General features: G+C 41.0%; 27 protein-coding genes and 1 pseudogene. 27 read left to right on the forward strand and 1 reads right to left on the reverse strand.

The features are described 5' to 3' along the window. Positions 1-122: 122 nt before the first annotated feature. The 27 genes from ACH0BF_RS20380 to ACH0BF_RS20510 all read left to right on the forward strand — a co-directional run bounded on the left by ACH0BF_RS20380 (position 123) and on the right by ACH0BF_RS20510 (position 22,089). A complete protein-coding gene (locus tag ACH0BF_RS20380; RefSeq protein ID WP_406910175.1) occupies positions 123-326 on the forward strand; it encodes a hypothetical protein in 204 nt (67 codons plus the stop codon). 82 nt (positions 327-408) lie between these two features. Further along, positions 409-1,179 (forward strand): phage terminase small subunit, encoded by a 771-nt coding sequence (gene terS / locus ACH0BF_RS20385; protein WP_406910176.1) that lies wholly within the window; start codon positions 409-411, stop codon positions 1,177-1,179. Next, complete coding sequence (locus tag ACH0BF_RS20390) at positions 1,172-2,374, forward strand: PBSX family phage terminase large subunit (protein WP_406910177.1); 1,203 nt, start codon at positions 1,172-1,174, stop codon at positions 2,372-2,374. Before terS ends, ACH0BF_RS20390 begins: the two co-directional genes overlap by 8 nt. A gap of 4 nt (positions 2,375-2,378) precedes the next feature. Further along, a complete protein-coding gene (locus ACH0BF_RS20395; protein ID WP_406910178.1) occupies positions 2,379-3,764 on the forward strand; it encodes a phage portal protein in 1,386 nt (461 codons plus the stop codon). Beyond that, positions 3,730-4,743, forward strand: a complete 1,014-nt coding sequence (locus ACH0BF_RS20400) for a phage minor head protein (protein ID WP_406910179.1) — start codon at positions 3,730-3,732, stop codon at positions 4,741-4,743. Before ACH0BF_RS20395 ends, ACH0BF_RS20400 begins: the two co-directional genes overlap by 35 nt. A 9-nt stretch (positions 4,744-4,752) precedes the next feature. Further along, positions 4,753-4,938 (forward strand): ribosomal-processing cysteine protease Prp, encoded by a 186-nt coding sequence (locus ACH0BF_RS20405; protein ID WP_406910180.1) that lies wholly within the window; start codon positions 4,753-4,755, stop codon positions 4,936-4,938. Positions 4,939-5,021: 83 nt separating this feature from the next. Next, positions 5,022-5,657: a DUF4355 domain-containing protein gene (locus ACH0BF_RS20410; RefSeq protein WP_406910181.1), complete on the forward strand. Its 636-nt coding sequence runs from the start codon at positions 5,022-5,024 to the stop codon at positions 5,655-5,657. An 11-nt stretch (positions 5,658-5,668) separates the two neighbouring features. Next, the gene (locus tag ACH0BF_RS20415; RefSeq protein WP_406910182.1) at positions 5,669-6,628 is read left to right on the forward strand and encodes a phage major capsid protein; all 960 of its coding nucleotides are present in this window, start codon (positions 5,669-5,671) and stop codon (positions 6,626-6,628) included. Continuing rightward, complete coding sequence (locus ACH0BF_RS20420) at positions 6,628-6,777, forward strand: hypothetical protein (RefSeq protein ID WP_406910183.1); 150 nt, start codon at positions 6,628-6,630, stop codon at positions 6,775-6,777. Before ACH0BF_RS20415 ends, ACH0BF_RS20420 begins: the two co-directional genes overlap by 1 nt. Positions 6,778-6,799: 22 nt before the next feature. After that, the gene (locus ACH0BF_RS20425; RefSeq protein WP_406910209.1) at positions 6,800-7,051 is read left to right on the forward strand and encodes a phage head-tail connector protein; all 252 of its coding nucleotides are present in this window, start codon (positions 6,800-6,802) and stop codon (positions 7,049-7,051) included. After that, on the forward strand, positions 7,038-7,364 hold the full coding sequence (locus ACH0BF_RS20430; RefSeq protein WP_406910184.1) for a phage head closure protein: 327 nt from the start codon (positions 7,038-7,040) through the stop codon (positions 7,362-7,364). The genes ACH0BF_RS20425 and ACH0BF_RS20430 overlap by 14 nt, the downstream gene beginning before the upstream one ends. Beyond that, on the forward strand, positions 7,357-7,779 hold the full coding sequence (locus ACH0BF_RS20435; protein WP_406910185.1) for an HK97-gp10 family putative phage morphogenesis protein: 423 nt from the start codon (positions 7,357-7,359) through the stop codon (positions 7,777-7,779). Before ACH0BF_RS20430 ends, ACH0BF_RS20435 begins: the two co-directional genes overlap by 8 nt. A 4-nt stretch (positions 7,780-7,783) precedes the next feature. After that, a complete protein-coding gene (locus ACH0BF_RS20440; protein WP_406910186.1) occupies positions 7,784-8,185 on the forward strand; it encodes a DUF3168 domain-containing protein in 402 nt (133 codons plus the stop codon). 12 nt (positions 8,186-8,197) lie between these two features. After that, the gene (locus tag ACH0BF_RS20445; protein ID WP_406910187.1) at positions 8,198-8,713 is read left to right on the forward strand and encodes a phage major tail protein, TP901-1 family; all 516 of its coding nucleotides are present in this window, start codon (positions 8,198-8,200) and stop codon (positions 8,711-8,713) included. Then, the gene (locus ACH0BF_RS20450) at positions 8,652-8,954 is read left to right on the forward strand and encodes a fibronectin type III domain-containing protein (protein ID WP_406910188.1); all 303 of its coding nucleotides are present in this window, start codon (positions 8,652-8,654) and stop codon (positions 8,952-8,954) included. The genes ACH0BF_RS20445 and ACH0BF_RS20450 overlap by 62 nt, the downstream gene beginning before the upstream one ends. A 61-nt stretch (positions 8,955-9,015) precedes the next feature. Continuing rightward, positions 9,016-9,468 carry a tail assembly chaperone gene (locus ACH0BF_RS20455; RefSeq protein ID WP_406910189.1) on the forward strand — a complete coding sequence of 151 codons (453 nt, stop codon included), beginning with the start codon at positions 9,016-9,018 and terminating at the stop codon, positions 9,466-9,468. A gap of 110 nt (positions 9,469-9,578) precedes the next feature. Beyond that, a complete protein-coding gene (locus tag ACH0BF_RS20460) occupies positions 9,579-9,803 on the forward strand; it encodes a hypothetical protein (protein WP_406910190.1) in 225 nt (74 codons plus the stop codon). A 24-nt stretch (positions 9,804-9,827) separates the two neighbouring features. After that, on the forward strand, positions 9,828-15,296 hold the full coding sequence (locus ACH0BF_RS20465) for a hypothetical protein (RefSeq protein WP_406910191.1): 5,469 nt from the start codon (positions 9,828-9,830) through the stop codon (positions 15,294-15,296). Beyond that, entirely contained in the window at positions 15,297-16,148 is an 852-nt protein-coding gene (locus ACH0BF_RS20470) for a phage tail family protein (protein ID WP_406910192.1), read from the forward strand. Between the two features lie 14 nt (positions 16,149-16,162). Beyond that, positions 16,163-17,119, forward strand: coding sequence for a hypothetical protein (locus ACH0BF_RS20475; protein ID WP_406910193.1), 957 nt, complete (start codon positions 16,163-16,165; stop codon positions 17,117-17,119). Beyond that, the gene (locus tag ACH0BF_RS20480) at positions 17,106-18,353 is read left to right on the forward strand and encodes a WD40 repeat domain-containing protein (RefSeq protein ID WP_406910194.1); all 1,248 of its coding nucleotides are present in this window, start codon (positions 17,106-17,108) and stop codon (positions 18,351-18,353) included. Before ACH0BF_RS20475 ends, ACH0BF_RS20480 begins: the two co-directional genes overlap by 14 nt. A gap of 10 nt (positions 18,354-18,363) precedes the next feature. Next, a complete protein-coding gene (locus ACH0BF_RS20485; RefSeq protein WP_406910195.1) occupies positions 18,364-18,729 on the forward strand; it encodes a hypothetical protein in 366 nt (121 codons plus the stop codon). Then, entirely contained in the window at positions 18,729-18,869 is a 141-nt protein-coding gene (locus tag ACH0BF_RS20490; RefSeq protein ID WP_406910196.1) for a hypothetical protein, read from the forward strand. The genes ACH0BF_RS20485 and ACH0BF_RS20490 overlap by 1 nt, the downstream gene beginning before the upstream one ends. A 29-nt stretch (positions 18,870-18,898) precedes the next feature. After that, complete coding sequence (locus ACH0BF_RS20495; RefSeq protein ID WP_406910197.1) at positions 18,899-20,089, forward strand: siphovirus ReqiPepy6 Gp37-like family protein; 1,191 nt, start codon at positions 18,899-18,901, stop codon at positions 20,087-20,089. A gap of 54 nt (positions 20,090-20,143) precedes the next feature. After that, the gene (locus ACH0BF_RS20500; RefSeq protein ID WP_406910198.1) at positions 20,144-20,668 is read left to right on the forward strand and encodes a hypothetical protein; all 525 of its coding nucleotides are present in this window, start codon (positions 20,144-20,146) and stop codon (positions 20,666-20,668) included. Positions 20,669-20,764: 96 nt separating this feature from the next. Further along, positions 20,765-21,250, forward strand: coding sequence for a phage holin family protein (locus ACH0BF_RS20505; protein WP_406910199.1), 486 nt, complete (start codon positions 20,765-20,767; stop codon positions 21,248-21,250). Continuing rightward, positions 21,247-22,089 carry a peptidoglycan-binding protein gene (locus ACH0BF_RS20510; protein ID WP_406910200.1) on the forward strand — a complete coding sequence of 281 codons (843 nt, stop codon included), beginning with the start codon at positions 21,247-21,249 and terminating at the stop codon, positions 22,087-22,089. The genes ACH0BF_RS20505 and ACH0BF_RS20510 overlap by 4 nt, the downstream gene beginning before the upstream one ends. 53 nt (positions 22,090-22,142) lie before the next feature. Here the strand turns inward: ACH0BF_RS20510 and ACH0BF_RS20515 are convergent. After that, positions 22,143-22,346 (reverse strand): annotated as a pseudogene (locus ACH0BF_RS20515) (DUF3889 domain-containing protein); the annotation flags it as partial. Positions 22,347-22,673: the final 327 nt, after the last annotated feature.

Below are 22,673 nucleotides of genomic sequence, written 5' to 3' on the forward strand. Positions count from 1 at the left end.
AACGTTCCTTGGTTGGTAAACAATATATAGTTCGTGCGCCATCCTTGCGGTAGCGTTTTTATTGGACAAAATATAGGAGAATCTTCATCTGCTTTGGTAGAATTAACTAAGGGGGTGAAGACTTGAAAATTAAAGAATTAATTAGTGAACTAGAGAAATATCCTAATCAAGATGCAGATATCATAGTTCAATTGATGGTTGTGTTGAAGAAGTCTGATAAAATCATTCCAACATTGACCAAAGTGACCGGAATATCAGTACCGCTAGATCCAAACGACAAAACCAAGATAGCTCTAAACACAGAAGTTATCGAAGAGGATATTTAATTCATTGAGCAAGCATCCTTCGGGGTGCTTTTTTCTTTGCTCCAAAACAAACACAAATATAGGAGGTGGCAGGTGATGTAGCATGGCTGAAAAATATGTATTAGCGGAAAAAGATTATGTTAAAGGCATGAAATATAAAGACATTGCCGAGAAGTACGAGGTATCTATCAACACGGTGAAGTCTTGGAAAAAGCGTTATGGATGGAACCGTGATAGGGGTGCACCCTCTGAAAAAAGTGTGCACACAAAAAAGCGTGGTGCACCAAAAGGAAACATCAACGCTAAAGGTAACAAAGGTGGGGCCGCTCCAAAAGGAAATCAGAATGCTGTTACTCACGGCTTTTTTTCTAAATTCCTTCCGCTTGAAATGCTGGAGATCATGGAGGCAATGGAGGAGCGTTCGCCAGCAGATCTACTTTGGGATCAAATTCAAATCCAGTATGCTGCTATTATTCGGGCCCAGCAGATCATGTTTGTCGAGGATAAAGATGAAATGATCAAAGAGCTCAAGAAAGCAAAGTACGAATATCATGAAATTCCCAAAAGCCAAGGTGGGGGTATAGAAAAAGCTGTCACTGAGGAAGAGTATGAGTTTCAGTTCGCTTGGGACCGTCACGCTACTTTTCTTAATGCTCAGTCACGAGCGATGGGTGAGTTGCGTAGTTTGATTAAACAATTTGACGAGCTGGCTCATATTGATGATGAGCGACGCTTGAGAATGGAACAAATGCGCATTGGCATCGATAAAACAAAAGCTGAAATTGAGAAAATAAACAGCGGCAAAGGGCCAGGAACACAAGAGAGCGCCGTTGCTGCCATGTTGCGTAAGATGGCAGGTGAATCTGATGGCTGATTTGACACCTAAACAAAAAGAAGTATGGGATTGCTTTATTAAGGAGCAGCCTAAAATCCTTCTAGCCAGCGGTGCAAAACGGGCAGGGAAAACCTTTGTCTTCATCCTGCTGTATTTAATGCATATTGCCAAGTTTGAAAATCAGGGATTATCTTTCATTATCGGCGGATCCACGCAGGCTTCTATTCGCCGTAACGTTTTAAATGATATGGAAGAAATCCTTGGTAAAGAGTTAAAGCTAGATAAAACCAACGCTATTAGCGTATTCGGCAATAAGGTTTATTGTTTTGACGGTACAAACGCTGACGCATGGAAAAAGGCGCGTGGATTTACTGCAGCTGGCGCTTTGCTGAATGAGGGAACCGCTTTGCATGATACATTCGTAAAAGAGGTTATCTCCCGCTGTTCCTATCCAGGCGCCCGAGTGCTGATTGATACGAACCCTGAAAATCCTGCTCACTTTGTCAAAACTGATTATATTGATAAAGACGGCCAGAAGCTGAAAAACGGAAAGATAAATATTAAAGCCTTTCATTTTACAGTGTTCGATAATATTTATCTAGATGAGGAGTATGTGGAGAGTATTATCGCTTCCACTCCCACGGGTATGTTCACAGATCGGGATATCTACGGTCTTTGGGTAGCGGCTGAAGGAGTCGTATACAAAGATTTCAATAAAGATAAGCACTATATAGACGATATAGAAGGAGTTAATTTTGTCCGGTACTTCGCAGGGACTGACTGGGGATATGAGCACCATGGTTCCATTGTTGTGATTGGAGAAGATGATGAAGGATGTTTTTATCTCCTCGAAGAACATGCTCATCAACATCAAGAAATAGACTTCTGGGTGGATGTGGCCAACGACATTAAAAGTCGCTATGGTAACATCTTTTTTTATTGTGATTCCGCTCGGCCAGAACATGTAAAGCGGTTTAGAAGAGAGAGAATTAAAGCGGTAAATGCAGATAAAGCGGTTGTTTCCGGTATTGAAGAAGTAGCAAGACTATTCAAAACTGATCAATTAAAAGTAGTTAAATCCAAGGTTAGCCGTTTTGATAAAGAAATCTATATGTATGTGTGGAACGAGACAACAGGGGAGCCGGTAAAGCAGTGGGATGATGTTTTGGACTCTTTACGTTATGCAATTTATACACACACCAAGCCGCAAAGAAGAAAGACAGGAGGTAGGTGAGATTATGAGACACTTCATTGATCGGATTGATAAAGAAGGTATTACGCCGCTCATCATTAAGGAAATGATTCAGGAACATCAAAAAGACCGTGAGCGGATGAAAGGATTATACGAGCGATACAAAACGGCAATGGAAGGTGTTCCTGTTCTTCAGCGTACACCAATTGAATATGAAGACTTTGAAACCGGTGCAATTAAACGACTGGATGATAAAGTGAACAACCGCTTAAACAATGCATTTGATGTGGATATTGTGGATACGAAAGTAGGTTATATGTTTGGCCACGCAATTTCCTATGAAACGGATAAGGGCAGCTCTCTAAAAGAAGAAATCGATACTTTTAATCTACGAAATAACGCTGAAGATAAGGATAGTGAATGGGGGAAGAAGGCTGCTATTTGTGGCTACGGTGCCCGAATTGCCTATATTGACCGCGAAGGCCAGGAGCGTGTTAAAAATTTAGACCCGTGGGAAACGATTATTCTCTCAAATGAGGATATGACAGAGCCGAAATACGCTTTACGATATTACAAATTAACGGATGATAAGTGGAGAGCTGAATTTTATGATGCTGCTTATTATCACATATTTAATTCAGGAAGCGGTATGGATTTTACTTTTTCAGAAAAGAAGCTCCATACGTTCGATCACTGTCCTTTATTCGGATTACCGAACAATGAGGAACTAATGGCAGATGCAGAAAAGGTACTTGCCCTTATCGATGCGTATGATCGTACATTGTCCGATGCCAGCAATGAGATTGAACAATATCGTCTGGCTTATCTTATTTTTAAAGGGCTGGGGGCTGATGAAGAAACGCTATCTAATCTAAATAAAACTGGTATTTTTGAGTTGTTTGATGAAAAAGATGATATCCGCTATTTAACAAAAGATATTAACGATCAGATGATTGAGAATCACTTGGATAGATTGGAAGAAAATATCCTTCGATTTGCAAAGTCTGTTAACTTCTCTGATGAATCCTTTGCAGGGAACATCACGGGAGTTGCTATGCGCTTCAAACTGCTTGCCTTAGAAAATAAGTGTATTACCATGGAAAGAAAAATGACAGCAGCCTTGCGGTACCAATTTAAAGTTTTGTGTAGTGCTTGGGAAAAGCGCGGGATATGCAGCAAAGAGGATTATTTGAATGTTTGGTTTGGGTTTAAGCGAAACCTGCCAGCAAATATGCTTGACGAAGCACAATCGACCGCTCAATTGAAAGGATTAGTTAGCGAAAAAACACGTTTGTCTCTCCTTTCTTTTGTGGATGATGTGAACTTTGAATTGGAGGAAATGCAAAAAGAGGCTTTGCTATACGGAGAGCAGCTTGAACCGTTAGGCGGTGATGAGGATGAACCAGCAGGAGATCCACTTACTACTAGATAAGCTGTTAGCAAAAGCTGAATCTGATATTGAAGTAGTATTTGCGAAGCGGCTGAAAGAAATTTTATATCGAATCGCTGAAATGTACCGAAAGTATGGGAAGGGCCGCACTCCTACCTATACCGACTTGAATAAGTACAATCGTTTCCAGCAGGAAATGGCCGTCATTGCGAAGATGTTTTCTGACGACTATAAGAAGTTGGTCAAAGAAATAGAAAGCTCAATGCAAACTCAATACGTCGAGAAGTTTCTAATGACCGCTTTCCTCTTTCAAATGGCATCTGGTGAAGAAATGGGATTTACCATTCCTACGACCGATATGGTACAACAAGCACTGGTTAATCCTATTGCCAATATCAAAATACCGGACATCCTAAAGCGGCACCGGGATGAAATCGTCAGAAAGATTAATCTCGAAATAACACAGGGACTTGTTGCTGGTGATAGTTACGCGGATATGGCGAAGCGGATCAGAAAGGCAGTCGGCTTTTCGAAAAAGAAGGCTCGAATGGTCGCCCGAACAGAAGCAGGCAGAGTAAGAAGCGTAGCTGATGAAGCTGTGGCAGAGCAAGCGTCTGAATATGTAGAAATGGGAAGTGTATGGATGTCGAGCTTAGATTTGCGTGTCCGGACTTCGCATCGTCAGTTAGATGGACAGAGAGCGGATAAGCAGGGGTATTTCCATTATAACGGTTTAAAAGCCAAGGGGCCGCATCTGTGGGGCGTTGCTTCTATGGATATTAACTGCCGCTGTGTGAAGCTCTGGCTAGTGAATGGCATGCTTCCAGAATACAGGCGTGGTCGTGACTATATGGATATCAGCTATCAAAGAAAGCTGATTGGTCGCATAGACACACTAATGGCTGACGAAGGGTTAACTTATGTCCAAGCGTTGAAACAGGCACAGGAGGAAATACAGCCGCCTTCTAGGACATTCAAATACATGGAATATGAAGAGTGGAAAGAAAAATTAGCTTCATAGGAGGAGATTATGACTGAGGTTAAAGTAACTGTTGGCCAAGATGGATACATGAGAATTGAAGCAGAAGGTCATACAAAAAGTGTCGTTTGTGCCTCTGTTTCAACATTGTTGCAGTCATCGGTTCGATTTTTGCAAGAGCTATCGGATCAGTATCCGGAAGATTTACAGGTAACAATTGAAGAGCAAGGTAATTGACCTCAGCATGTCGTTAAAAGGCTTATTTTTTACACCTAAAATTGACTTGTAGGCTCGTACTGCGAGGCAAAGGAGGAAAACTCATGAAAAAGAAGATTGAACTATTGCCGTTGAACATTAAACAATTTGATGAAGGCTCAATCAATCTGGAAGCTGTTAAAAAGTTTCTTTCCGAGAATAAAGAGCAAGACGAGGTAAGAACATACCTTGGAGAACTTTCTGCCGTATCTACTGATAAGGTGAAAGGGTTCCTGGACACAGATGAGGGAAAACGTCTTTTGCAACCAAGACTGGATAGTCACTTTACTAAAGGGCTCGATACTTGGAAGCAGAACAATCTTGAGCAAATCATCGAGGAAGAAGTAAATAAAAGGAATCCTCAAAAGACTCCTGAACAGATTGAGCTGGAGAAACTACGGAAAGAAATTGAAGATGAACGTAAAGCTCGTAATCGTGAAGCGTTGGTCAATAAAGCCCTAAAGGTAGCAAAGGAAAAGAGCTTACCAGACGGCATTATTGACTTTTTTATTGCTGACGATGAGGAAGGGACTCTAGTCAATCTTTCTAAGCTAGAAGAGGAGTATAGCAAGGCTGTTCAGGCGGCAGTAGATGCCAAATTTAAAGATCATGGTCGAGATATTGAGCATGGGCAAGGAAATGCAGGCGGGGGAGCTATGGACATTGGTGCTTTAGCTGCTGAAGCAAGCATTCGAAAATAGGAGGGGAAAACGTGAAAAACACAACAAAACTATTAAAAGTTAATATTAAACAATTCGATTTCAACCCAGCAAATGTACTATTGCAAAATGCAGTAACAGGCAAGGTGCCAACAGAGCAAGAGACACTTGTGTTAAAGGACTTTATGACTCAATCCGCTGTTACGAAATTAGCAAAATTTGAGAATATGACAAAGCCTGAAAAAGAGTTTACGTATTTAGCAAGCGGTCCTGGAGCTTACTGGGTAGGTGAAGGTGAGAAAATCCAAACCTCTAAGGCTACATGGTTAACGGCTAAGATGGTATCGAAAAAACTAGGGGTTATTATTCCGGTTTCAAAAGAATTTTTGCGTTACTCGGTATCTGATTTCTTTACTCAAATGCGTTCAGCTATTGCAGAAGCATTTGCAATTAAATTTGATCAGGCTGCTTTGTTTGGAATCAATTCGCCGTTTGGTGCGGGTGTATCTGTGTTTGAAAAAGTCCAAGCAGCAGGAAATACAGTAGCTCTCAACTCTATTGGTAATCTATATGATGAGTTAAACGGAGTGATGGCGCTCGTCGAGGATGCAGATAAAGATGTTGATGGCTTCACAACTACTCGCCGTTTCCGTCAAAAGCTTCGTGGTACTAAGGATACTAACGGGCTTCCTATCTTCAATGATGCAACAGGTGGGGCTACTCAACAAGCATTAGGCTTGCCGATCGGCTATGTGGATTCTAAGTCTTGGGATTACACAAAAGCGTTATTGCTTGCAGCTGATTGGGATATGACACGCTATGGCATTCCTCAAGGCATGGAGTATAAGATCAGTGAAGATGCAACATTGACAACAGTTGTAGGTGAAGATTCACAGCCTATTAACTTATTTGAACGTGATATGTTTGCTTTGCGTGTCACTCAGCAAGTTGGATTTATGACGCTCTCTGATGAATCCTTTGCAGCGTTAACTCCTGAAGTGGTGTCTCCATAATGAGAGTACAAAAAGATGATAAGGTAATTGAAGTTACTAAAAAAGCTTATAGCGTTGTTTATGCGCCATTAGGGTTTAAACCTGCTGAAAAAGGTGATAAAGATGGATCCAAGCGAAGTAAAAAAGCTTCTGCAAATAAAAACGAATAAGCATGACGATTATCTTGCTGAAATGATACCTTTACTCATTGAATGGTTGAAGGTATATTGTAATAACCCATTTACGAATCCCTCTGGGAAAGAAATTCTTCCTGGTGGTGTTCGTATTTTTATTGCAAAAGCTTGTGAATATAATATGAATAAAGCGGGCATAACGAGTCGTTCCATGGGGTCCGTGTCTTATTCATACAATTTAGACTTCCCAGAGTCCATGATTCGGTATATACGACCTTATAAGAGGGTGAAATTCCATGCTACACGATGAATTTCCGCACGAAGTCACGTTTACAGCTTTAACCTCTATTCCGGACGGTGGAGGTGGGAGCGAAAAGGAATGGAAACCTTTCACAACAATTGAAGGCTTTATGGATACTCCTACAAGTCGGGAACGATACGAAGCGATGCAGTTAAACAATCAACTGGATCGCTATTTGTATTATCCGTATGGAACTGAAGTAAAGCCGAATATGCGCGTCACCTTTGAGGGGGAAACGTATGAAATAGCCGGGCGCCCAGAAGATCAAGGCGGGCAACATGAAATCATGCGGCTGCCGCTGAAGTTGGTGCCAAATGGTTAGAATCCGGCGTCGCTTTGGTGGTGGAGACATTGCGCGGGCCTTGGCGCAGTACGGTGACCAGGTTGAGAATGAGGTAAAACGAATTATTGCGGAAACTGCTTATATCATTCAATCGAATGCACAGGCTTTGGCTCCTGTTGATGACGGAAACTTAAGGAGCAGCATAGAAGTCCAATTGTTAGAAGGCGGCTTAACAGCAAAAGTTTCTGTTGGTGCTCACTATGCAATTTATGTGGAGTACGGGACTGGTATCTATGCTAAAAACGGAGACGGCCGCACGACTCCTTGGACGTATTACTCCACTAAGTTAGGGCGCTATATCAAAACAGAGGGGCAGCATCCGCAAGAGTTTTGGGCGCCGGCGGTCGATATTGGAGAACGTCATTTCCGCTCGGCTATACGCAGTTTGGGGTGAGTAAATGAGTTATGAAACAGCTTTATGGCCTTTGCAACAAGCGGTTTTTCAACGTCTGTCGTCAGATCCGGTACTCTCGGGGATGATTACAGGCGTTTTTGATTCTGTTGAAGAGGATCAAGCCTATCCATATGTGGTAATTGGTGAGCCGAATCAGGTGCCTTTTGATACCAAAAACACCTTCGGTGAAGAGATCAGCATCGTTATTCATGTTTGGTCTAATTATGCAGGCAAGAAAGAGGCTTATAACATTCTCAGTGCTTGTTTAAAAGCTCTTTCTTACAAACTGGATATACAGGACTTTGAGTTATTGAAAGTAGAGAAACGAGGAATGACCGTGTTTGATGACATTAATCCAGACATTAAACATGGCGTACTCAGGATGCGTTACACAATTAAAAATTAAGGAGTGATTTGGATGCAACAAGGTAAAGATACGATCTTGCTTGTACAATCAACAGATGCAGCACTAGCAGCACAAGGAACGTTAATTGGGAACTTAACAGAAAATAGTTACTCAATTGAAAATGAAATTGTCGATGAGCAGACGAAGTTCGGCCGAATCGTTGGATACGGTCAGAACAGTGAATCCTTTGAATTTAGCGCTTACGGGGAAACTGGTGATCCAGGCCAAAAAGCTGTGATCGATGCAATCAAAAAGAAAAAGCAGCTGAAGGTTTGGGAAGTAGACATTAACCAGAATGCGAACGGTAAACATAACGCTGTTTTTGCTTACTGTATCGTGGAAAGCGTAGAGAAGTCTAACCCGCAGGATAGGTTTACAGAAGTAAGTGCGACAGTCCAGGTCATCGGACAAACGCAGGAAGGTGAACTTGATCCGCTACCGCCAGAAATGATTGAGTTTGCGCGATATGGATTTGAAGCACCTGGCGAGGCAACAGGGGAGTTTCCTAATCAAAAAACTACTCCCTAATTCACCCGCGAATTTAACAGCTGGCACACCTACAGTGACGACGGTAACGTTAACGTGGGATGCTGTTAGCGGGGCCTCATACCGAATTTATCGCAACAATACACAGATAGATACATCAGAAACAAACAGTTATAAAGCGACTGGCTTAACAACAGCCACAACATACGACTTTGAAGTAACGGCAGTGGTTAACGGAGACGAATCCGTCCGAAGCAACAAAGTCACAGTTACAACAGAATAAAGAGCCGTTTAATCGGCTCTTTTTAAATTTTACAAATTACTATTCTAGGAGGAATTAAGATATGGCTCTATTAACAGTGAACGGAAAAGAACTTCAAGGAAAGTGTACTTTTAGATTTGATAAATTGGCAGATAAAAAATATTCAGCAATGGATGAAAACGGAAATGAAACAGGTGGCTTCCATAATATTTATTTGAATCTGTTACAGTTCTCCAATAAGCACCTCGTAGCTTTTTGGGATTGTGCTCTTGACTATCTAGGAAAGGATAAACCGTCAGTCGAGGAAATCGAAGGGGCTCTGGAAGCTCGTTTTGAGGAAGATGGAGATACAGAGAAAGCATTCAAAGAAGCGTTCAGAGCGGTGGATGAATCTGCTTTTTTCAGGAGACAAGCGAAGAACTTCTGGAGAGACTTAGAGATGATGAAAGAAACAGGAGCAGACGAGGAAGCGAAAGCGACGAATCTCAAGGTATACAAAATGATGACAAAGGCCCGCGAAGAGCTAACGGCATAGACTATGATCAATTATTTGTAGATGCCGCTCATTACTTACAAATATATAATGTTGACCTAATACTCTCGTGGACGCCACGGGAGTTTAAAAATTTCATTAAAGGTGCTCAGTTGAAAACTGTTGATACCTATGAACAAATGGCTAAACAAGCTATGTTTAACCGCTATGCTCAGAATGCTAAAAAAGCCACAGAAAAGAAAATGTTTGATGCTGAAACAGCAAGAAAGCGTATTATGAGCGATTCTGACGATTGGAAAGAAAGCAGAGAGCCACGGATCAATTTGGAGCGTTACCGAAAAGCGCAAGAAGCAATGAAGAACTATATACCGCAATAAGCAATAAAGGGAGGAGGATAAAACATGTCTGTGGCTAACTTTACCGCTATTATTGGAGCGAATATCCGGCAGTTTACTAATAGGATTCGTGAAGCACAACAACAAGCCCAGCGTTTTCAATTAACGGATATTACAGCCCAAATAACAGCCAGGATTAACGAGTTTCGGGCAAGGATGGCACAAGCTCGTGCGCAATTAAATCAATTTGCGCGAAGTGAAGCGGTCGCAGAGATAAGAGCCCGGATAACCGACTTTACAGCCGGTCTTTTAAGAGCCAGAGCCTTAGCTCAACAGTTTGCCCGTGATGAAATTGTCGCTCGTATTACTGTTAACACACAGCGTTTTATGGAGAGAATAACAGCAGCCAGGACAGCAGCGTCAGCATTTCTCAGAGATCGCATTGAAGCGATTTTGGATGTTGATACAAGCCGGTTTGCCGCTCGGATAGCGGCGGCAAGAGCAGCGGCCTCTGCATTTATTCGTGATAGGATTACTGCAATTATTAACGTAAATACAGGTGAATTTATGGCCCAGCTGGCAGCGGCTAGGTTAGCAGTCTCTTCATTTATACGTGATCGTATTGTAGCGAGGATACGAGTAAATACATCAGAATTCATGACTCGCCTAGCAGCGGCAAGAGCAGCAGCTAATGCTTTTATATACACACGGATCGTCATGCCGATTAACGCGAATATCGCTCGATTTACAGCTGGTTTAGCCAACGCAAGGGCACAGGCTTCCGCTTTCATTCGTGATCGCATTGTGGCTAACATTCGTGCTAATACGAGCTTGTTTATGACTCAATTGTCAGCAGCTAGAGCGGCCGCTTCTGCATTTATCCGGAACCGTATCGTGGCAAATATCCGAGCAAACACCACTCAGTTTATGTCTCGTTTAGCCGCTGCCCGTGCAGCTGCTTCTGCATTTGTCCGAAATCGGATTACAGCGATTGTAGATGCAACTACAAGCCGTTTTTCTGCAGCACTTGCAAGGGTTCGGGCAGCAATGGCTGCAATCAATGGTCGGAACATCATCATTGAAATTGAAGCGCGTATTGAACGTTTTCAACAGACGATAGGGCGTATCGCAAGTAATATCAGGGCATTTGGTGAGCTTATGAGCAATACGCTCAGAGGTGCTTTTATTTCACTTAGTTCAACAGCTGCGCCTATTCTTGCAAACCTTGGCGGTTTGATCGGCTCTCTTGGCCCTATGATTGGTACGGTAGCAGGTTCTGCTTTTGCTCTTGTTACAGCTTTTGCATCGGCTGGAGCTGCCGCAGTAGCTTTTGGAGCTATTGCGATTCCTACTATCAAAAAGCTATTTGATGAGAATGCTAAATTAAACGCGGTTCAGAAGGAAGCAAAAGCATCATTCACAGCGTTCGGAAACACATGGAAGGGTATTGTAAAGGATTTAGAAAAGCCAGTCTTACAAGCATTCAAAACAGGAATGCAAGCGGCTAATCAAATGTTAAAGATGTCTCAACCATTGTTTGCTTCAGCAACAAAAGCTATGAATAACTTGATGACATCCCTTAAGCAGTCCCTAGGTACGCCTCCAGTACAAGCATTTTTCGACTACTTAAATAAAAGTGCTGGTCCGATGCTCGAAGTGACAGGTAAAGCGGTCGGCAATCTATTCCAAGGGCTCATGAGCATGATGACAGCTTTCGGACCATTAGCTATGAATACAGCAAATGGTTTCTTGCAGATGAGTCGGAACTTTGCAACATGGGCTGCTGGGTTATCGAAAAGCGAAAAGTTTCAGTCGTTTGTTAATTACATCAATGAAAATATGCCGAAAATAAGAGCCATTTTCCGTGATGCCTTAGCCGGAACTGTTTACTTTTTCTCAGCATTTGGCTCGTTATCGTCTGGCATGATGACACGGTTAAAAGATATGATGGCTGGCTTTAAAGAGTGGAGTGCTAATTTAGGTCAAAACAAAGGATTCCAAAACTTCATTAACTATGTAAGAAGTACTGCGCCAACTGTTATTTCATTAATCGGCAATATTACCAAGTTTCTCGTGAACCTTGGTATCGGACTTGCCCCATTAGGAGCAAAATTACTGAGTCTAGTAAATGGCTTTTTAGCTTTTACTAATAGCATGATGCAAGCACATCCGGTTTTAGGGCAAATTTTTTCTTGGATTACTCTGATAGGTGGGGCGCTCATTGCTATTGTGCCAAATATCATTGCATTTTCCACCTTATTCGGTGGGCTGGGCGGCGTTCTTGGTCGCCTAGGTACTCGGATTATCACCTTTATTTCTGGTGGACTAGCTCGCTTGTTACCAGCGTTTACTAACGTGACAACAGTAATGGGGCTATTACGTGCAGCGTTTATGACTCTTACAGGTCCAGTAGGTATTGCAATCGCGGCTATTCTTGGCATTGTGGCAGTGCTTAAGGCTGTTTATAACAGTAATGAGACTTTCAGAAATCAAGTGCAGACAGCTTGGGAAGCTATCAAGTCAGCTATTACAACAGCTGTTACAGCGATAGGTTCATTTGTAACAAGTATTTGGGGTTCCATTACGGCATTTTGGACAGCAAACCAGGATACTATTATGGGTGCGGTACAAACTGTTTGGAGTGCGATACAAACTACTATTGTATCTGTCATGACAGCAATTATGAGTGCAGTTAGCTTTATGTGGCCTGCAATTCAAGCAACCATTACAAGTGTTTGGACGGTTATACAAGTTACGATAACTAGTGCTCTTAACGTTGTTCTTGGCCTTGTGAAAATATTTGCGGCGTTATTAAAAGGTGACTGGCAAGGTGCTTGGGAAGGCGTTAAACAAGTTGTCAGTAGTGCTATACAAATGATTCTTAATCAATTGAAGTTAGGATTTATGCTATTTTTGGCACCAATCACAACTTTTGGAGGAGCAGCCAAATCTGCTATTTCTTCAGCTTGGAATGCTATTAAAAATGTTTTTAGTAACGTATTAAACACTATTAAAAACATAGTGAAAGCAGCTTTTGATGCGATAAACAATACGGTTAAAAGTGTAATGGAGACTATTAAATCCATTATTCAGACTGTCTGGAATGCGATTAAATCAACTATAACCAGTGTTTTGAACGGTATCAAATCGACTGTTACGAGTATTTGGAATGCGATTAAATCCACAGTTACATCCGTAATGAACGCGATTAAGTCGGCTATCACGTCTGCATGGAACGCTATTAAATCAGCAGTAACCAGTTCCCTTAACGCAATAAAATCAGTGGTGACAAGTAGCTGGAATGCGATCAAATCGGCTGTTACCAGTGCAATGAATGGCATTAAGTCGGTTGTTACATCCGCCTGGAGTGCAATAAGTTCAACAGTTTCAAGCAGAGTCAGTGCCATTTATTCGGTTGTTGTCAGCAAATTCAACGCACTTAAATCTGCGGTAGCCAGCGCAATGACTGGCGTAAAAACAGCTATTGTAAATGGATGGAATGCTGCAAAGTCGTTTTTATCCTCTATTAATCTTTCGGGCATTGGAAGAAACATAATCCAAGGGTTAGTAAATGGGATGAATTCCATGATGGGCGCTGTACAGTCTAAAATTCAGTCTATCGCTAATACCATTAAAAATGGCATCAAGAGTGCTCTTAGCATTCATTCTCCTTCTCGTGTAATGCGTGATGAAGTAGGGGTCTGGATCACTAAGGGGATTGCAGTGGGGATGGAGGCTGCGATTAACTCTGTGGTAGCAGCTACAAATAAAGTGGCTAAAGCAGCAATGCCGGATTTTAAAAGCGGAATGCAAGTCAACATCAATATGATTAACCAGTTCAACAAATACTTAATAAATGTAAATAATCAAACAGCAAAGGAACTGGCAAAGATAAAGCAAAAATCGTCCACTGACATTAAAAATATTGAAACAAAAGCCCAAAAAGATATTGCGGCTATAGAAAAAGGAGCTCGTGAAAAGAAACGCAAATTAACCGCTTCAGAGGTACGACGCATTGAAAAGATTCATGAAGATTCCGCCAAGAAGATCGCTGATATTCAGAGTAAGAATTCCACCCAAATTAAAAAGTTAGAAGCGAATGTAATGAAAGATAAACTGACTGCTATTGAGGATTTCATTTCTAATAAGAGAAAATTAGAAACCATTTCTTATGCAGATGAAATAAAAATATGGGAGTTAGCAGTTCAAAAGTTCAAAAAAGGTACTGAGGAAAAGCGTCTAGCAGAGCTACAGCTTCGTGATGCTAAGTTAAACTACAACAAGGAATTGTTTGAAAAAGAAAAGTCATACATTGAGAACAAAAAGAAGCTCAATCAGATGTCACTTGTTCAAGAGTTGGCAGCTTGGGAGCAAGTATCTAAGCGTTATGCTGCAGGAACGGCTGAACGTATTGAAGCTGAGCAGAAAGTGATGGAGATCAAGCAGGACATTCATGAGAAGTTAAAATCTTTAAGCGATGAATATCTAGAGAAAATGCAGGAAGTAAATCAAAAGCTAATTGATGATGAAAAGAGACTTCGTGAGGAATATCAAAAATCGGTTGATGATCGAGCAAAAGCGTTGGTTAATTTTGCTGGGTTATTTGATGAACTGTCTGAAAAAGAAGCAGTGGCAGGAGAAACACTGATTGATAACTTAAAGTCTCAAGTTTCGGCAATGGCTGATTGGGCTGCTGATATGCAAACCCTCGCCGCAAAAGGTGTAGATAAAGGTTTAATTGAAGAACTTCAAAGCATGGGGCCAAAAGCAGCAGCGGAAGTTCAAGCATTGGTTGCGATGAGTGACGTACAGCTGGCTGAGTTTCAGGGATTATGGAAAGAGAAATCACGTATTGCCAAAGAACAGGCTGTAGCGGAAATGGAAGGTTTGCGCCTCGATACTGAGAAGCAAATTGATGAACTTAGGGCAAATGCAAATTCTAAATTGCTAGACCTAAAAAATGAGTTTGTTTCAAAGGTTTCTCAACTCCGCACGGGAGCAACAAATGAATTTAATGCAATGGCAGCTTCTTTGCCGGAAATCGGGAAGAATGCCATTCAAGGGTTAATCAATGGTATGAGAACGATGAAAGGAGCTTTACTTTCCGCGACACAGGATCTTGCAGACTCTGTGAAAGCTTCACTTCAAAGTGCGTTTGATATCCATTCTCCTTCACGTTGGATGCGTGACATTATCGGGAAAAACCTTGTCAGCGGTTTGATTGTTGGAATTAATACAATGGAGCACAAAGCAACGGTGACAACTGCTAAAATGGCTGAATGGTTCAAACCTCAACTTTCCGATGTAAGTATCAGTCGATCATCCTTAGATGTAGGGCTACAAATGGATGAATTGAAGCGGCAAATTGATCAGAAATTAGATGTTGATTTATGGATACATCAAAAAGAAGGTAGATCAGCGGCAGGATTCAAACAAGAAGTACACCTGCATTCACCAACAGCTTTGTCGCCATCTGAAAATGCAAGAGCCTTGAAAAAAGTTGGACAGCAACAAGCTTTGGAATGGGGGGTCTAAATGGAACGATTAATATTCACAAGCGTAAATGGAGAGGTCATTCGTTTCGATGGCCCTCCTTTTTATTTAAGTAAGGTCAATGGATTGGGGGATGTTGAAGCAGAGACGCAGCTGCAGAAGGCGCCTTATCAAGATGGCAGCATATTGTTGGATAGTGTGCTTGGGGAGCGCACAATTCCAATTGAATTCTTAATTGTGCAGGATGATGGTTATCATGATGTTTCGGCTTCACGGATTCAGATCGCTAAAGCATTCAATCCAAAATTAGGTCTTGGTACGCTTCGTTATGAGAATGATCACATTGTGAGAGAAATAAAAGCAGTTGCGGATTCAGTGCCGGTTTATCCCGATGGACCAAGAACCGAGAGGATACAAAAGGGCCTGATTAATCTAATTTGTCCCGATCCATATTGGCGCAGCTTAAATGTGACTGAAGAGCCAGCATTTGAACCACTTTTTCAGTTTCCTTTCGAGGGAGAGTTTCAAATGGGTGTGCAGAGGGATCGGCGTATTATCACAAATGACGGGGATGCTCCTGCGCCTTTACAAATTGAATTTTTCGGACCTGCATTGAATCCAATCATTATGAATAATACAACAGGTGAGTTCATCAAGGTGAATCAAGAATTACTTGAAGGTGAAGTAATGAAAATTGATACATCTGACAGTAGTAAATCAGTTGTTTTTGTTGGTGTAGATGGAACTGAACGGAATGTATTCAATTGGATCGATTTAAACAGTACATTCTTTAAATTAGTTATTGGTGAAAACGACATTGAATATACAGCAGACAGTGACATTCAAGGAGCTATCGTCAATATAAGATACAGTAAATTGTATACAGCAGTTTAATAGGAGGTAGGAGCATGCAAAAAAGCTATTTTTTTAACAGTGCGCCAGGCGATCCGCGAACCTATCAAGCAAGTGATTTTGCTGCATACTTTGGTAATGTTTTATCACCCGGTTTACTTCACACAAATAACGTACCAGCAATGCAAGTTAAATGCGAAGGAACGGATTTGAGAACTTATGTGGAGCCAGGTAAGGCTATTATACAAGGCTATGCTTATGAAAATACGGCAAACGAGTATTTGACGCATGCAATACCAGAAGCAACACTTGACCGTATTGATAGAATCATTTTGCGGTTAGATAAGCGTAATCAGTCGCGACATATTTTGTTGTTTGTAAAACAAGGAGAAGCAGCGGAAAACCCAGTTCCGCCGACACTTCAACGAGACGAATTTATATATGAATTATCACTGGCACAAATACGCGTTAGAGCGAACACTTCAACATTAAATCCCATTGATTTAATTGATGAACGATTAAGTGAAGAATTGTGCGGCACTGTATCATCACTTATCAGTGTGCCAACGAATGTATTTGAACAACAATGGAAGGGGTGGCTTGGACAAAGATTAGACAGCTTCGAAGAGTGGTTTGATCAATTAAAGAATGTATTAGATGGTGATGTCGCAGGTAATTTGTATAACGAAATTGGAAAAGCAGAAACACGAGCTAAGGATTATACAGATTCTGCGCCAGAACCAATGTTACAGAATATGGGGCGATTTGAAGAACATAAAACCAACAAAGATGAGAAGGGAACCTTTTGGATCGTAGAAGAAAAACGGGAAGACGGCACGTTATTTGAAAAATCAGAGTTCAGCGCCCCAAACGCAGACGGAAACCCAACAGTTAGAACAGTTACCACATACTCTGCAGATGGTACCACAATTGTTGGTACCGTTATTTTTGATATTTACTATGATGAAGATGGTGACTATGTAAGGGGGGTTCCGCGTCGTGGCAACAATTGAGAAACATGGTGGACTTTTTGGTGGGGGGAGTAGCACTAAAATAAAGGGACAAGTAGCAGAGAAAGTAACATTTGCTGAAGCCATTAAATATGGTGAACCTGTTTCAGTAAGACACGAAACGATACCCCTTCCAACTCCTATAGGCGCCTTTGATTATTGTAAATCTGTGGCGACGTCTGAAAATGGAAAATATGTAGCAACTGTACAAACCCCGAAGGACAGCAGTGCTGGTGGAAGCATCGCTCTCTTTAAAAGAAATGGCGATGAGTTAGTAAAACTCCCTAATCCAACAGTTCTTCCTGAGAAAAGTTGTAGAAGCGTAGCTTTTTATAAAAATGATTTAGTTGCTTTTGCGCATACCGCCTCTTCTTCAACATTAGGCGCCGGTGTTACTTTGTATAGAATAAAGCCCGGAGATATTTTCGAAAAAGTTGCTACTAGTGAGAAGCGAATGAGAGGAACGGGCAACCTTCTTTTTTCCCCAGATGGAAAATTACTCTTTGCCAGTTCCAGTAGTGGATCTTCTGAAGATTATAATGTTAGTGTTTATCAAATTGTGCGAGATGAGGCTAATGTCGTAACAGGATTTTACTTTTTAGAAAATCTTATTAATGATGGTGTCAATACCCTGCATCCTAGAGCTCTTACTATAACTCCAGATTCTAAATATTTAGTTGTTGCGAGATGGAATGGGGTTCGGATTTATGAGATATCCGGTAACACATTTACACGTTTAGCTGATATTGATACGGCGTTAAATGTTTCAGCAGAAGGAGCGACTTTTTCTCCAGATGGAAAGATGTTAGTTATTTCGGTTGGAACATCTAATATGGATCTTCGTTGTTATAGTTGGCAAGACGGTGTTCCAACTGAATTAATCGGAGTATTCGATACGATGCCTGAGAAAGATACTTCGTCTTTATGTTTCTTTTCTTCAGATGGCAAAATCCTTTTTAGCCATGGTGGAAAAATAAAATATAAATGGAATGGAGAAAGGTTCCATCGGTTAAAGGACGGAGACGTAACGTATAGCACTTACTATAATCCCGAAACATCAATTGTTACCCCTGATGGAAAAAACCTAATTATTACTTATCCTTTTGGATATTATAAAAACACTTTAAAAGTATATAAAAATAACACGGTCCCTTTAAGTGGAGATTATTCTTTGGGTTATGCTTTGCAAGGCGGCAATATTGGTGAAGTAAAGAGGGTAATGAGTATATTTAATTAGGAGGATAAAAATGAAATTCTACATTAAAACGGACAAAAACAACATCGTTCGTGATGTACTAACCTATTCATACGAAGGATTTGAAGAAATCGAATACGATGATCATGTTCTTCCACGTAATATTTTATCTGGCTATTACAAATGGGATGCAGCTAACAATGACTTTATTGTGGATGAGCAGCTTAAAAAAGAAATCATCCGTGAAAACGGCGGGTATGTGCAGGAAGAGGTTGATCAGTTAAAGCAAAAGAATGCTGAGCTTGAAACGTCGCTTCTCGAAATGACCGTACTAGCTGCAGAACAGGAGCAGCGAAATATTCAAAACGAACAAGCAATCATGGAACTAACTACTATCATTGCAGGAGGTAATGCGTAATGTTTACAATAAACAGTGCTTTAGTGGCTATCTGGGCCAGAAATGTAGAAAACGGAAATTATGAGAGAGAACAGGTTCCGAAGCTATCGAACCTGCAAGAAATGGTATATCAAGTATTAGATGCAAGCGCTGCTGTATAGTAGGCGTTATTTTTTATGCCTGAAAGAAGGTGAAGGCTTTGATACCACTCAGGATCATTGATTTACAATTTAACCTCATTGATGAAATTACCGGGTATGAATCCTTGCAAATTACACGTAGTTGGTCAGGGATAGGCTCTATCGAGCTAAAAATCAATCGGCACATTCGCGGTGCAAATGAGCTACTTAAAGATCGAATCGTTTTTCCTCATAACCAGTTGCATAAAGCTTATGTGATTTTGCACCGAGATATTGACCTTGATAAAGAGGGGAAGAAGTCGGAAAACTGGTCAATAAAAGCCCTGCCATTAAAAGCGTGGCTATCACGTCGAATCACCTTGCCGCCATCACATACGGCTTACGATAATAAGCAAGGTGATGCCGAAACAGTCATGAAGCATTATGTGGATCGAAATGCTGTAAATCCAGATGATCCAAGCCGTATCATTCCTAACCTGGTCATTGCGCCTAGTCATCATCGAGGTTCAACGGTTAGCTGGAGTTCTCGTTTTAAAAGCTTGCCAGAAGAATTGGAAGAAATATCACTTCTTAGCGGCATCGGGTGGAATGTTTTTCTCGATATACAAAATAAGAAGTTTATTTTTGATGTATCTGAGGGGCTGGATTTAACGGCTGGTCAATCAGTTAATCCACCTGTTATTTTTTCACCAGAGTTTAATAGTTTGAAAAGCATGTCTTATACGGAATCTACCTTAAGCTATAAAAATATGGCGTATGTAGCCGGACAGGGTGAAGGTATAGATCGGCGCGTTGTAACGATCGGTACACCAGTTGGGCTTGATCGTCATGAGCTATTTGTTGATGCAAGGGACGTTGAAGAAACAAAAGATGTTGAAAAGACTGATGCTGAGGGGAATCCCATTACTGAACAGGTGCCCCGGCCAGAACAGGACATCATTAATGATCTTTTAAATCGAGGAGAGCAAAAGTTGGCGGAACATGCTGATGAGGTTTATCTCGACGGGCAGATATTAACAAAGTCACCGTTTGTGTATGAGCAGGATTATGATTTAGGTGATATCGTTACGCTGCAGAATCGAGAATGGGGATTAACCCTTAATTCTCGCCTGACAGAAATAAAAGAGATTTACGAGCCGGCTGGCTTTCAAATAGAAGCTACATTTGGCAATAAAAAACCTACCTTGATTGATAAGATCAAGCAGGGGTTAGCTAGAATGAATCCGGAATTGACAAAATAAGGACCATAAACTTCCTTCTTTGTATATAATTGATCCAAAGGAGTGAACGTGAAGATGGTCGAACGAATTGAAAAACTGGAAATGAAATACGAAAACCTTGAAAAGATGATGAGTATGGTTGATGAATACTCTCGTCATATGATGTCTCAAACCTTTGCTGTTTTAGGAATAGTGATTGCTATAACAACAGCGATATTAGTAGCTGCTGCTTATTTTATGATAAAAACTATGATAAACAACAAAATTGACAAAGAAATCGACAAACGAATGATCACTTTATTACAAAGCAATCCTGCTGTTTTTCATGCTTCTGGAACAGCAGTCCCGGATGCAAATAATAAAATATATCTAAACACAGGCATTGAGGGGATTAATCAACTACAGCCAGACAACGTGTTAATACTAGATGTATCTTCTCAAGGGGTGACTATTTCGGAATTAAGCGGAGGGCCGGGGGTAATTCCAAGATTAAGAGTTAATGAAAATGGAATTGTAGAACTAGAAATATTAAATTATCATCCGAGCCAAGGTGAAGTTAGTTGGAAAATTTTATGGCCAAGAATAGAATATACAACATAGAAAACAACAAAGGCTTGCGATTGCAGGTCTTTTTTTTGATGGGGATATATGTGAGGGGAACTACGAAAGGAGTTGCCCAGAATGGGAGGAAAAAGAATGCAACATAACACAGATACATTATGGAATAGCGTTTGGGGAGGCGGCACAGTAGCTGCCTCTTATTTATTTGGAGGAATGGACGATCTCCTTTTATGGCTCATGATTATGATGGGAATTGACTATGTGACGGGTATTATGGCTGGTATTAATGATCGAAAGCTATCCAGTAAATTAGCCTTTAAAGGGCTTGCGAAAAAGACGGCTATGCTCCTAATGGTGATTGTCGGGAATGGGGTCGATTACATCGTTGGCAGTGATACACATGTAGCCAGAAATGCGATGATCTTATTTTTAATAGGGACTGAGGGCATTAGCCTGATCGAAAATGCCGGAAAGCTTGGCGTAACTGTTCCAGCACAAATTTCGAAGGTGTTTGCACAGCTGAAGGATGAAAACGAAGAGAAAGCGGCGTCAATAGTAGAAGTTACGACGAAAACTGAAATCAAACAAATAGAAGAAGAGAAAAAGGAGGGATTGAAATGAGTTGGGCTCCAACATACCATCAACGCAATCTTGGTAACCTTGCGGATCTGGCCCCGAATACAAAAGCGGCGGCCTTGAAGTGGTACCAGTATTGTATTGACAATAAAATAGATGTTTTGATTTATGAAACCATTCGAACAGAAGCGCAACAGCGTGAAAATGTAAGAAAAGGCGCTTCAAAAACAATGAAATCCTATCATCTTGTTGGACAAGCGCTTGATTTTGTACCTATTAAAAATGGGAAAGCTTTATGGGCAAAATCAGAATACGGGAAACGACCGTTTATCGATGCGATTAAATACGCAGAGAAACTTGGCTTTGAATCAGGTTATCGATGGGGGTGGGATGCTCCACATCTCCAGTTTAATTACAAAGGATATGGAACAGATAAGCATCTGACTACAGCTGCAACCGTTCCAGTTAACGTGTTAAGTAAAGAAGAGGTAAAAGCATTACAGGAAAAATTGGTTAAGTTGGGGTTAGATACAAACGGTATTGACGGCATTTACGGCAAAGGAACAACTAATGCTGTTATGATTTTACAACGCCGGACAGGGCTTGCGGTTGATGGAATTGCAGGGAAAGCAACTCTGGCAAAGATCGATCAATTAATCAAAGAAAAAGGATTGGTCGGTACTCCTGGTAAGTTCCGGGTTTATACCGGGGGATTTAGTACTCATGAAAACGCAGAAATTGCTGCCAAAGAACTTGGTTTTAATGCCTTTGCAAAAGACTTGCGGGCATGGACTGGTATCTTTACATCGATGGAAGCAGCCGAAGAGGCTTGTGCTTATATCAGTGGTACGTATGGGTACAACCCGAAAGTAAGAAAAGAATAGATAATAGCAAAGCCCCTATCCGTGTGGATAGGGGCTTTTTTCATTTTACACACTCATTCAGAAGCTTCTCTGATTGTGATCCTTATTACTTGTGCGGTTTTAGAATTATATTTAATCTCTACAAGAGCCCCGAATTCTCTGCTGTTCTCTTTCAACCACAGCTTAAATTTTTCTGTGGAATGATCCGCACTATTGTATCTGCCAACATGAAGATAATCAACGACTGCCGCATTCGGATATTTTTCTCTGGCCTTTTGTACAGCGAGGGTGCTTGATCTTCTGCATAGACTATATTATCCAGGCTAACTTGGACTGAAGCTAAATCTATAGGAATCAATACGATGCAATACAATAAGCTAAGAATTAATTTATACATATTAACATCCCTTTTAGGGTAGCTTTTGTAAGCTTATCGATATTATTCATCATTCTTGCCTGGATAGCAGATGATGACTATTGAGCAGAAGATCAGCTGTGAATTTGAGTTTAATCCGCAAATAAGACAAGAAGAATAATAAATGAAAGCCCCTGTTCTTAATGGATGGGGGCTTTTTGTTTTGTATATTCATTTAGGAGTTTCTTTG

It is taken from the genome of Pseudobacillus sp. 179-B 2D1 NHS (genome assembly GCF_045370945.1).
Classification (GTDB): Bacteria; Bacillota; Bacilli; order Bacillales; family Domibacillaceae; genus Pseudobacillus.

What these genes read in the sequence shown, in the direction of transcription:
- ACH0BF_RS20500 (WP_406910198.1), top strand. Translation starts at nt 20,144, where the DNA reads ATGGTCGAACGAATTGAAAAACTGGAAATGAAATACGAAAACCTTGAA.
- ACH0BF_RS20410 (WP_406910181.1), top strand. Translation starts at nt 5,022, where the DNA reads ATGAAAAAGAAGATTGAACTATTGCCGTTGAACATTAAACAATTTGAT.
- ACH0BF_RS20485 (WP_406910195.1), top strand. Translation starts at nt 18,364, where the DNA reads ATGAAATTCTACATTAAAACGGACAAAAACAACATCGTTCGTGATGTA.
- ACH0BF_RS20440 (WP_406910186.1), top strand. Translation starts at nt 7,784, where the DNA reads ATGAGTTATGAAACAGCTTTATGGCCTTTGCAACAAGCGGTTTTTCAA.
- ACH0BF_RS20435 (WP_406910185.1), top strand. Translation starts at nt 7,357, where the DNA reads ATGGTTAGAATCCGGCGTCGCTTTGGTGGTGGAGACATTGCGCGGGCC.
- ACH0BF_RS20420 (WP_406910183.1), top strand. Translation starts at nt 6,628, where the DNA reads ATGAGAGTACAAAAAGATGATAAGGTAATTGAAGTTACTAAAAAAGCT.
- ACH0BF_RS20450 (WP_406910188.1), top strand. Translation starts at nt 8,652, where the DNA reads ATGGATTTGAAGCACCTGGCGAGGCAACAGGGGAGTTTCCTAATCAAA.
- ACH0BF_RS20470 (WP_406910192.1), top strand. Translation starts at nt 15,297, where the DNA reads ATGGAACGATTAATATTCACAAGCGTAAATGGAGAGGTCATTCGTTTC.
- ACH0BF_RS20475 (WP_406910193.1), top strand. Translation starts at nt 16,163, where the DNA reads ATGCAAAAAAGCTATTTTTTTAACAGTGCGCCAGGCGATCCGCGAACC.
- ACH0BF_RS20395 (WP_406910178.1), top strand. Translation starts at nt 2,379, where the DNA reads ATGAGACACTTCATTGATCGGATTGATAAAGAAGGTATTACGCCGCTC.
- ACH0BF_RS20430 (WP_406910184.1), top strand. Translation starts at nt 7,038, where the DNA reads ATGCTACACGATGAATTTCCGCACGAAGTCACGTTTACAGCTTTAACC.
- ACH0BF_RS20455 (WP_406910189.1), top strand. Translation starts at nt 9,016, where the DNA reads ATGGCTCTATTAACAGTGAACGGAAAAGAACTTCAAGGAAAGTGTACT.
- ACH0BF_RS20445 (WP_406910187.1), top strand. Translation starts at nt 8,198, where the DNA reads ATGCAACAAGGTAAAGATACGATCTTGCTTGTACAATCAACAGATGCA.
- ACH0BF_RS20490 (WP_406910196.1), top strand. Translation starts at nt 18,729, where the DNA reads ATGTTTACAATAAACAGTGCTTTAGTGGCTATCTGGGCCAGAAATGTA.
- ACH0BF_RS20400 (WP_406910179.1), top strand. Translation starts at nt 3,730, where the DNA reads ATGAACCAGCAGGAGATCCACTTACTACTAGATAAGCTGTTAGCAAAA.
- ACH0BF_RS20425 (WP_406910209.1), top strand. Translation starts at nt 6,800, where the DNA reads ATGATACCTTTACTCATTGAATGGTTGAAGGTATATTGTAATAACCCA.
- ACH0BF_RS20465 (WP_406910191.1), top strand. Translation starts at nt 9,828, where the DNA reads ATGTCTGTGGCTAACTTTACCGCTATTATTGGAGCGAATATCCGGCAG.
- ACH0BF_RS20505 (WP_406910199.1), top strand. Translation starts at nt 20,765, where the DNA reads ATGCAACATAACACAGATACATTATGGAATAGCGTTTGGGGAGGCGGC.
- ACH0BF_RS20510 (WP_406910200.1), top strand. Translation starts at nt 21,247, where the DNA reads ATGAGTTGGGCTCCAACATACCATCAACGCAATCTTGGTAACCTTGCG.
- ACH0BF_RS20390 (WP_406910177.1), top strand. Translation starts at nt 1,172, where the DNA reads ATGGCTGATTTGACACCTAAACAAAAAGAAGTATGGGATTGCTTTATT.
- terS (WP_406910176.1), top strand. Translation starts at nt 409, where the DNA reads ATGGCTGAAAAATATGTATTAGCGGAAAAAGATTATGTTAAAGGCATG.
- ACH0BF_RS20405 (WP_406910180.1), top strand. Translation starts at nt 4,753, where the DNA reads ATGACTGAGGTTAAAGTAACTGTTGGCCAAGATGGATACATGAGAATT.